This is a genomic window from Tardiphaga sp. (assembly GCF_044340795.1).
In the GTDB taxonomy this organism is placed as follows: domain Bacteria; phylum Pseudomonadota; class Alphaproteobacteria; order Rhizobiales; family Xanthobacteraceae; genus Tardiphaga.
Map to the genome: position 1 here is coordinate 1 of NZ_JBIISY010000256.1, position 8,138 is coordinate 8,138.

Below are 8,138 nucleotides of genomic sequence, written 5' to 3' on the forward strand. Positions count from 1 at the left end.
CGACATCGGGATTCACGCGGATCGAAATGCGCGCGGTGCGGCCCATCTCGCTCGCGAGCTTCGACAGCAGCTCAAGCTCGGGCTCGGATTCAATGTTGAGGCAGAGAATGTCTTCGTCGAGCGCGAAGCGCAGCTCGGCTTCGGTCTTGCCGACGCCGGAAAACACGATCTTGCTGGCGGGGATGCCGGCCGCACGCGCACGCTTCAATTCGCCGCCGGAGACGACGTCAGCGCCGGCGCCGAGCTTCGCCAGCGTCTTTAGCACCGACTGGTTGGAATTCGCCTTCATGGCGTAGCAGACCAGCGCCTTGGTGTCGGCGAAGGCATCCGCGAACACCTTGTAGTGACGCTCCAGCGTGGCAGTGGAATAGCAATAGAAGGGCGTGCCGACGGCCTCGGCCATTTCGGCAATATCAACGCCTTCGGCGTGCAGCACGCCGTTGCGATAGTCAAAATGGCGCATGGCGCTTAGTCCAGGATCGGATCGAGGAAGAACGACCGCTTGCGACCGCGCGCGGCCCGCACTTCGTCCGGCTCGTTGGACGAGGTCATCGCGCTGCCCTTCGCAGCTGCCGAATTGGCATCGGGATCGCCGGCAGGCGCCGCGGTGCCCATCGGCTGCGCGGAGGCCTGCGGCGGCAGGTCAAGACCGCCTTTACGGCCACAGGCACCAAGCGCCAGCGCGGAAGCGGTCAGAACGATAAGAGCCCAAGAAGAGCGCAACGGCGCGCGTGCCGGGCGGGTCGAACGTGTCACAGCGGAATCCCCAAATGCTGACGCACCATACAAAGTATGCCGGGCCGTGGCGAGACCCCACAGCCCGTCGAAGTGTGGCCCTTGAGCCACGTTCAGCGCGATTTCTTGTCTTTTTCCAGACGCTTGAGCCAGGCCTTGGCCTGCGCGGTCACATTCTTGGGCGCCGTGCCGCCATAGCTGACGCGGCTCTTCACCGAAGATTCCACCGACAGCACCTTCATCACCTCGGCGGTGATCTTCGGTTCCACCGCCTGCATTTCAGCGAGATCGAGCTCATGCAGCGCCACGCCCTTCTTGGTGGCGATGCCGACGATGCGGCCGGTGACGTGATGCGCCTCGCGGAACGGCATTTTCAGCGTCCGCACCAGCCAGTCGGCGAGATCGGTGGCGGTGGCATAGCCTTCGCCGGCCGCCGCCTTCATGGCGGCCTCGTTCGGCACGAGGTCGCGGACCATGCCGGCAATGGCGCGGATCGACAGTGACAGCGCCGTATAGGTCTCCATGGCGCCGGCTTTGTCCTCCTGCATGTCCTTCTGATAGGCCAGCGGCAGACCCTTCATGACGATCAGCAGGCCATTGAGCGAGCCGATGACGCGGCCGGTCTTGGCGCGGACCAGTTCGGCGGCGTCCGGATTGCGCTTCTGCGGCATGATCGAGGAGCCGGTGGTGAATTTGTCCGACAGGCGGACAAGGCCGACCAGCGGCGAGGTCCAGATCACGATTTCCTCGGCGAAACGCGACAGATGCACGGCGGCAATCGAGGCCGCCGATAGCGTCTCCAGCACGAAATCGCGATCCGAGACCGCATCCAGCGAATTGTTCATCGGGCGGTCGAAGCCGAGCGCCTTTGCGGTGGCGTGGCGGTCGATCGGGAACGAGGTGCCGGCCAGCGCGGCGGAGCCGAGCGGGCTCTCGTTGAGGCGCTTGCGGGCATCGGCAAAACGGCCGCGATCGCGCGCCACCATTTCCACATAGGCGAGCAGATGATGACCGAAGGTCACCGGCTGCGCGGTCTGCAGATGGGTGAAGCCCGGCATCACCGTATCGGCATGTTCCAGCGCGCGATCGACCAGCGCCTGCTGCAGTGATGCGAAGGCAGCGTCCAGCTCGTCGATGGTGTCGCGCACGAACAGGCGGAAATCCGTCGCCACCTGGTCGTTGCGCGAACGGGCGGTGTGCAAGCGGCCGGAGGCCGGGCCGATCAGCTCGCCCAATCGACTCTCGACATTCATATGGATGTCTTCGAGCGCGCGCTTGAAGGTGAACTTGCCGCTCTCGATCTCTGACAGGATCGTGTCTAGACCGCTCGCGATATCTTTCGCATCTTTCGCGGTGATGATGCCCTGTTTGGCAAGCATCGCCGCATGGGCCTTGGAAGCGGTAATGTCCTGGGCATACAAGGCGCGATCGACGTCGATGGAGACGTTGATCTCCTCCATGATCGCGTCGGGGCTGTCGGAGAACAATCCGCCCCACATCTTGTTGCTGTTGGACGTTTTGCTGGACTTGCTGCCCTTGCGTGAAGCCATGAATTGTCACTCATCCTGTTGCGGGCCGGGCCATTCGGACCGGGTGATCGCGCGCGATCTGCCGCATGTCATTTGCGCCCCTGCATAGCCATAACCGAGACCGAATGACAGACCCCAAGCCCCCTCAGACGCCCCCCTCCCCGGCCCCCCGCCCCAGCAAACGCCGCGTCATCGTGCTCGGTGCGGTGCTGGTGGGTGTCATGATCGGCTACACCGTGGTGGCGCGGATCGACGACCTCTGGCGCGGCAAGCCGGGCGACCCGACCTGCTTCCCGGCCGTCGAGACGGCCAAGCGGCTGGAGCCGCTGGTGCGTGGCGAAGTCGCCGGGCTGACCATAGCCAAGACGCCCCTGAAGCTGCCCGATCTCGAATTCAAGGATGCCGAGGGACAGCCGACCAAGCTCTCCAACTGGCGCGGCCGCACCGTGCTCCTGAACCTGTGGGCGACCTGGTGCGTGCCCTGCCGCAAGGAGATGCCCGCGCTGAACGAGCTCGAGCAGAAACTCGGGGGATCGGATTTCCAGGTGGTGGCGATCAATATCGACACCCGTGACGCCGAGAAGCCGAAGGCCTTCCTGAGGGACGGCAACCTGACCCGGCTCGATTACTTCACGGACGCCAGCGCGAAGGTGTTCCAGGAGCTGAAGGGTGTCGGCCGTGCCCTGGGCATGCCGACCTCGGTGCTGATCGACGCCAAGGGCTGCGAGATCGCGACGATCAATGGTCCGGCCGAATGGGCCAGCGAGGATGCGATCAAGCTGATCAAGGCGACCGTGACGCCAAAGGCTGCCGGCTACTGAGCTACCCGCCCAACGAGATATTCGCGATCGGGATTCTGTCGCCGTAGCATGGCAGGAAGCGCTGATTGAGCTCGGATGTCAGCAGCAGGCAGGCACCCGAATGCGTGTCGGCATGCTGCCGGCAGCTGGCCGCAGCGCGTCGCCCCACCGCGGTCCGGATCGCGAGATCGACCAACGGCTGGACTTCACCGAGCCGCTGCAGCGAGCGCTGCCGGGCATAGAAGGCGGTGATCCAGTCGCGATGGCGGCCTAGTTCGGCGTCCGCGATGCGCAGCGGCGAATCCAGCAACGCCAGCAGGCCCAGAACGTCCGTCGGGCCGCTCGTCTCTGCCAGTGTCCCGGCAATAGCGACATCGATGGTCGAGATCACAAAGCGAAGCCGCGCATCGGCAAGTGTCGTCGCCACCTTTTCTCGCGCCTCGGCAAATGCCGCCTCGCGCATATGCGTCGTCAGATGTGCGACATCGACGAAATTCTCCCATCGCACGAGATGGACATGCATCTCCGCAGTGAGACCCGCCGCTTGAATCGTCTGCGCCAGATCGATGAAGGTGGCGATCTCGGCCATGGCTGTGGTGCTGGCGAGCGCCACATGCAGTTCGGCCCAGCGATGCGACAATGCACTCTGATAGAACCCCGCCGCGATGGGATCATGCGCGCGCTTCGGAAAGACCGGCGTCCGCAAGCGCGAGAACAGGCGCTGCATCATAACGCGCAGATCGGCGAATTCCGCGTGTCCGAGACGCTGCGTCACTGCCTCAAAATGGGTGCGGTGAAGGGCGCGCTCCATCCTTGCGGCATCGGACTCGAGCGCGCGCTGGAAGCCGTCAAAGGCAATCGCGTCCTGTGACCGGGCGCGTTCAACGCCCGAGAAATCCCGATACATGCCCACGCCCCGCCTGATAATGTGCGGTAGCTGGATACATTTGGAGGTATTTATTGCGGGTGAGATGGGTCGTTAAAGTTGAATCGATCGGCCGATTCTGCGCCCGATCGCGCATCGGGCCGACCGCCAGTCAATGCCATCACCGCCAGGCATGCGACACACCGCCGCCGTTTCCTGCCATGAAATCTCGCGCCATCGTGTCGGACCAGCGTGGAGATGATCGTCTTCTACGAGCCGGCGCATCTGGCTGGGCGCCCGCGCACATCAACCGAGGATAACCGATGCCTTATATCGACGGATTTCTGATCGCGGTGCCAAAGAAGAACGTGGACACCTATCGCAAGATCTCGCGCAAGGCCGGCAAGATCTGGCGTGAATTTGGCGCACTGGATTATCGCGAGGCCGTTGCCGACGATGTCGAGATGGGCAAGGTGACGTCGTTTCCGCGCGCGGTGAAGATGAAGCCCGACGAGACCGTGATCTTCGCTTACATCCTCTACAAGTCACGAAAGGATCGCGACCGCATCAACAAGAAGGTGATGGAGGATCCGCGCATGGCAAAGATGATGGGACCCGACAAGATGCCGTTCGACGGCAAGCGCATGATCTTCGGCGGGTTCAAGACGATCGTGGATGTGTGAGGCCACTTCTCACGATGAGGGTGGAGGGTGTGGCGGGCTTAAGCCGTCACATCCACCTTGCCGCCGACACCGGTGCCGAGATTGGCCTGGGACGGCGCGCCTTCGAGCAAAGTGAGCACCGTCGAGCGCTCCATATCGGCGTTCTGCTTGATGAGCGAGGTTGCGATCTGCTGCTGCGTTCCCGCCTGCTTCATGGCAAGTGCGCTGGCGACCAAAGCCATATCCATCTGCAAAACTCCGACACGTGGTGCGGACGGTATAGCGGTGCGGGGTTAATGAAAGCTGTCTAGCTCGCCCCCGCACGGAACGCGGCGCCAAGCGTCCGCAACGCGCCGCGGGCACGGGAGTCGGTGAGGCTGGAATGCAGCATCACCTCGGCATCCTGCAGTTTCGGGAGACCGAGGCGCGGGCCGAGATCGATGCTGCCGGCGGGCGCCACCCGGCGCACCAGTGCGCCCACCGCCAGACCAGCCGAGATCGCCGCGCCGATGGTCGCGACACCACCGCCGACAAAGGCCTCGGTCCACGGGATGCCGGCGCCATCGAGTGCGGCGATAGCCGCGGAGCGCACCGAGCATGGCGCAGACTGTGCCGCCAACCGCAGCGGCTCGCCGGGTGTATGGTGGAAATCCGGCGCTCCCATCCAGCCGAACGGCTCTTCCATCAGGACTTCACCGTCGCCGCGGCGCTTGTCGATGCGCAGCACGATGGCGGCATCGAGATCGCCGGCGTCATAGGCAGCCAGCATCACGCGCGACGTGTCGATGCGCAGCTCGATCACCAGCGATGGATCCGTCGCATTCATGCGTTTCAGGACATCGGGGAGATCGGCGCCGACAAGGTGATGGCTGATTCCCACCACCAGCCGCCTGCGCTCGACCACGAATGAGCCAATGGCCGACTGATGGGCGGCGACGAGGTTTCGCGCCGAGGCTAGGAAGGCGGCGCCTTCCGTCGACAGCCGCACCAGCCGCGGTGTCCGCTCCAGCAGGCGCTTGCCAAGACCGCTCTCCAGCCGTTTGATCTTCAGGCTGATCGCCGACTGGGTGCTCCCCATCGCCTCGGCGGCGCGGGTGAAGCTGGTGAGGTCGGCCACCAGTACGAAGGCCTGCACGGCTTCGATATCGAGCGCTTTCATGGGCCAATCATTTCAGAATGACATTATTGAAATATTATTTCATATCGTTTTCCAATGATCAAGGCAGCGCTAAATCTCACTTGTCGGAATTGATCGATAGGAGACCATCATGCCGCTGATCCGCATCTCGCTGAAAAAGGGCACCTCGCAGTCCCACCGCGCCGCCATTGCCGACGGCGTCTATGAAGCGCTGCGCGAAACGTTCAACGTTCCCGAGAACGACCGCTTCGTCACCATCCACGAACATGGCGACGGCGACTTCATCTACGACCCTGCTTACATGAACATCCAGCGCAGCGACGCGTTGGTGATCATCCAGGCCACAGTCAGCAACACCCGTTCGCGCGAGCAGAAACAGGCGCTTTACAAGCGGATCGTCGAGAAGCTCGCTGCCGATCCCGGCTTGCGGCCGGAGGATGTGTTCATCAATCTCGTCGAGGTGCTGCCGGAAAACTGGTCGTTCGGTCATGGCGTCGCCCAGTATGTAACATGATCACGCTACGCGAGATGGTGATGGCGCAGCTTTGCGGGATCGGCATGGGCATGGCGATGATCGTGGCGATGGTGCCAGGCGTTGCGCAGGCGATGCGGATGCTCAACCCGTAGGGCGGATGAGCCGAAGCCGTAATCCGCCCGCCGATTTCATTGCGGAAACTCCGCGGCGGATTACGCTGCGCTCATCCGCCCTACGGCTGAGCTTCGCTCATAAACCGCGCGCGAAAGTCGCCGGGGCTGAGGCCGATCCTGCTGCGGAAATGATGGCGCAGGGTATGCGCGCTGCCGAAACCGACCGCCATGGCGATGCTCTCCATGTCGGCCTGCCCCTGACACAGCAGGCGTTTCGCTTCACTGACGCGCTCTGCAGCGAGCCAGTCGCCAGGCGTCTGGCCTGTCGCTTCCGAAAACCGGCGCAGGAAGGTGCGCGTGCTCATGCGTGTTTCCTTCGCCATGCGCCCAACGCTCCAACGGGTCGCAATATTCGCGCGGATGCGGTCCTGCAGCGGCGCGATTTCCAGCCCTTCCCGGGCGGCCACCGGCCGCTCGAGAAACTGCGCCTGCCCGCCGGTGCGATGCGCGGGCATCACCAGACGACGCGCCACCGAATTTGCTGCAGCCGGCCCAAAATCCTGACGGACGATCTCGATCAAGAGATCGATCCCGGCCGCGCTTCCGGCTGCCGTATAGACGCGGTCATGCACGCGATAGAGCGATGCATCATCGACGGTGATGTCGGGATGGCGCTGACGGAGCGTATCGGCGTAGCGCCAATGCGTGGTCGCCGTGCCGCCGGACAGCAGGCCCGTCGCCGCCAGAACGAAAGCGCCGGAGCAAAGCGAGGCGAGCCGCGCCCCACGGGCATGGGCGGCGCGAAGACCTTCGCAGAGATGCGCGGGGACGGGATGATCGACGCCGCGCCAGCCGGGCACGACGATAATGTCGGCCTGCTCGATCATCTCCAGACCGCAATCCGCCGTGATGGAGAAGCCGCCATGGGCGCGTAGCGGTCCATCCTCGATGGCGCAACTCGCAAAGCGGTACCAGCCCGGCCCCAGTTCGGGCCGGGACAGCCCGAAGATTTCGGCGACGACGCCGAATTCGAAGGTGCAGAGACCGTCATACAGAAGCGCGGCCACCATGGGCCCTGTGCGGTTTGGCATGATCTTTACGTGTATTGGCATTCGCGCCAATTGCAAGATGCGCGCTGGACCGGTGATCTGGCGGGGCAAAGGAGAGCTGCCATGCCCACCGCCGTAACCGCCATCCCGCCTGCCCCGAGCGCCCTCGCGCGCGAACATTTCGCCGCCGAATTCGGCTTCGAAACCGATTGCTGGGATGTTCACGATTCCCTCGCCAGGGGCGCCGATTTCGTGCTGCTCGATGTCCGCGGACCCGCGCTGTTCGCGCGCGGCCATGTGCCGGGGGCGATCAACCTGCCGCATGGCAAGATCGTGCGATCGAAAATGAGCGAGTGGCCGAAAGGCACGATCTTCGTGACCTATTGCGCCGGCCCGCATTGCAACGGCGCCGCCCGCGGCGCGCTACGACTCGCGGAGCTCGGACTGCCGGTGAAGATCATGGCCGGCGGGATCACAGGATGGGTGGATGAGGGATTTGAACTGGCGACGCTGCCGTGACCGGAGAACCCGTAGGGCGGATTAGCGAAGCGTAATCCGCCGTTCTTCGTCACATGCAGTCGGCAGGCGGATTACGCCTTCGGCTAATCCGCCCTACGGTACAGTGCTTATCTTGTCGGCACCGGCTTCTCGCCGCGATAGTCGTAGAAGCCGCGCTGGGTCTTGCGGCCGAGCCAGCCGGCCTCGACATATTTCACCAGCAGCGGGCACGGACGATATTTGGAGTCCGCGAGGCCCTCATGCAGCACCTGCA

12 protein-coding genes are annotated in these 8,138 nt (G+C 63.8%); 4 read left to right on the forward strand and 8 right to left on the reverse strand.

The annotated features are described in order from the left end of the window. From ACIQ17_RS27685 to argH, 3 genes are all read right to left on the reverse strand, one after another. On the reverse strand, positions 1-463 hold a 463-nt coding region (locus ACIQ17_RS27685), incomplete at its 3' end, for a diaminopimelate decarboxylase family protein (RefSeq protein WP_398472575.1). 5 nt (positions 464-468) lie between these two features. Beyond that, positions 469-756 (reverse strand): lipoprotein, encoded by a 288-nt coding sequence (locus ACIQ17_RS27690; RefSeq protein WP_398472576.1) that lies wholly within the window; start codon positions 754-756, stop codon positions 469-471. 92 nt (positions 757-848) lie between these two features. After that, positions 849-2,285, reverse strand: coding sequence for an argininosuccinate lyase (gene argH, locus ACIQ17_RS27695; protein WP_398472578.1), 1,437 nt, complete (start codon positions 2,283-2,285; stop codon positions 849-851). A 104-nt stretch (positions 2,286-2,389) separates the two neighbouring features. Between argH and ACIQ17_RS27700 the strand changes: the two genes are divergently transcribed. Then, complete coding sequence (locus ACIQ17_RS27700; protein ID WP_398472580.1) at positions 2,390-3,085, forward strand: TlpA disulfide reductase family protein; 696 nt, start codon at positions 2,390-2,392, stop codon at positions 3,083-3,085. 1 nt (position 3,086) lies between these two features. On the opposite strand, the gene ACIQ17_RS27705 is transcribed toward ACIQ17_RS27700, so the two are convergent. Beyond that, positions 3,087-3,971, reverse strand: a complete 885-nt coding sequence (locus ACIQ17_RS27705) for a hypothetical protein (RefSeq protein ID WP_398472582.1) — start codon at positions 3,969-3,971, stop codon at positions 3,087-3,089. 281 nt (positions 3,972-4,252) lie between these two features. On the opposite strand from ACIQ17_RS27705, the gene ACIQ17_RS27710 reads away from it, so the two are divergent. Further along, positions 4,253-4,612, forward strand: a complete 360-nt coding sequence (locus ACIQ17_RS27710) for a DUF1428 domain-containing protein (RefSeq protein WP_398472583.1) — start codon at positions 4,253-4,255, stop codon at positions 4,610-4,612. Positions 4,613-4,650: 38 nt separating this feature from the next. On the opposite strand, the gene ACIQ17_RS27715 is transcribed toward ACIQ17_RS27710, so the two are convergent. Continuing rightward, on the reverse strand, positions 4,651-4,839 hold the full coding sequence (locus ACIQ17_RS27715; RefSeq protein ID WP_398472584.1) for a YjfB family protein: 189 nt from the start codon (positions 4,837-4,839) through the stop codon (positions 4,651-4,653). A 59-nt stretch (positions 4,840-4,898) separates the two neighbouring features. Beyond that, positions 4,899-5,750, reverse strand: a complete 852-nt coding sequence (locus ACIQ17_RS27720) for a LysR family transcriptional regulator (RefSeq protein WP_398472585.1) — start codon at positions 5,748-5,750, stop codon at positions 4,899-4,901. A 109-nt stretch (positions 5,751-5,859) separates the two neighbouring features. Between ACIQ17_RS27720 and ACIQ17_RS27725 the strand changes: the two genes are divergently transcribed. Beyond that, entirely contained in the window at positions 5,860-6,243 is a 384-nt protein-coding gene (locus ACIQ17_RS27725) for a tautomerase family protein (RefSeq protein ID WP_398472586.1), read from the forward strand. A gap of 193 nt (positions 6,244-6,436) precedes the next feature. Here the strand turns inward: ACIQ17_RS27725 and ftrA are convergent, their stop codons facing one another. Next, positions 6,437-7,408 carry a transcriptional regulator FtrA gene (gene ftrA, locus ACIQ17_RS27730; protein ID WP_398472588.1) on the reverse strand — a complete coding sequence of 324 codons (972 nt, stop codon included), beginning with the start codon at positions 7,406-7,408 and terminating at the stop codon, positions 6,437-6,439. Positions 7,409-7,489: 81 nt separating this feature from the next. On the opposite strand from ftrA, the gene ACIQ17_RS27735 reads away from it, so the two are divergent. After that, entirely contained in the window at positions 7,490-7,885 is a 396-nt protein-coding gene (locus ACIQ17_RS27735; RefSeq protein ID WP_398472590.1) for a rhodanese-like domain-containing protein, read from the forward strand. A 107-nt stretch (positions 7,886-7,992) separates the two neighbouring features. Here the strand turns inward: ACIQ17_RS27735 and ACIQ17_RS27740 are convergent. Further along, on the reverse strand, positions 7,993-8,138 hold a 146-nt coding region (locus tag ACIQ17_RS27740; protein ID WP_398472592.1), incomplete at its 5' end, for a 3-hydroxyacyl-CoA dehydrogenase family protein.

Bases quoted from the DNA above. Each gene is read 5' to 3' on its own strand.
- argH (WP_398472578.1), bottom strand. From the start codon at position 2,285: ATGGCTTCACGCAAGGGCAGCAAGTCCAGCAAAACGTCCAACAGCAAC.
- ACIQ17_RS27700 (WP_398472580.1), top strand. From the start codon at position 2,390: ATGACAGACCCCAAGCCCCCTCAGACGCCCCCCTCCCCGGCCCCCCGC.
- ACIQ17_RS27705 (WP_398472582.1), bottom strand. From the start codon at position 3,971: ATGTATCGGGATTTCTCGGGCGTTGAACGCGCCCGGTCACAGGACGCG.
- ACIQ17_RS27710 (WP_398472583.1), top strand. From the start codon at position 4,253: ATGCCTTATATCGACGGATTTCTGATCGCGGTGCCAAAGAAGAACGTG.
- ACIQ17_RS27715 (WP_398472584.1), bottom strand. From the start codon at position 4,839: ATGGATATGGCTTTGGTCGCCAGCGCACTTGCCATGAAGCAGGCGGGA.
- ACIQ17_RS27720 (WP_398472585.1), bottom strand. From the start codon at position 5,750: ATGAAAGCGCTCGATATCGAAGCCGTGCAGGCCTTCGTACTGGTGGCC.
- ACIQ17_RS27725 (WP_398472586.1), top strand. From the start codon at position 5,860: ATGCCGCTGATCCGCATCTCGCTGAAAAAGGGCACCTCGCAGTCCCAC.
- ftrA (WP_398472588.1), bottom strand. From the start codon at position 7,408: ATGCCAAACCGCACAGGGCCCATGGTGGCCGCGCTTCTGTATGACGGT.
- ACIQ17_RS27735 (WP_398472590.1), top strand. From the start codon at position 7,490: ATGCCCACCGCCGTAACCGCCATCCCGCCTGCCCCGAGCGCCCTCGCG.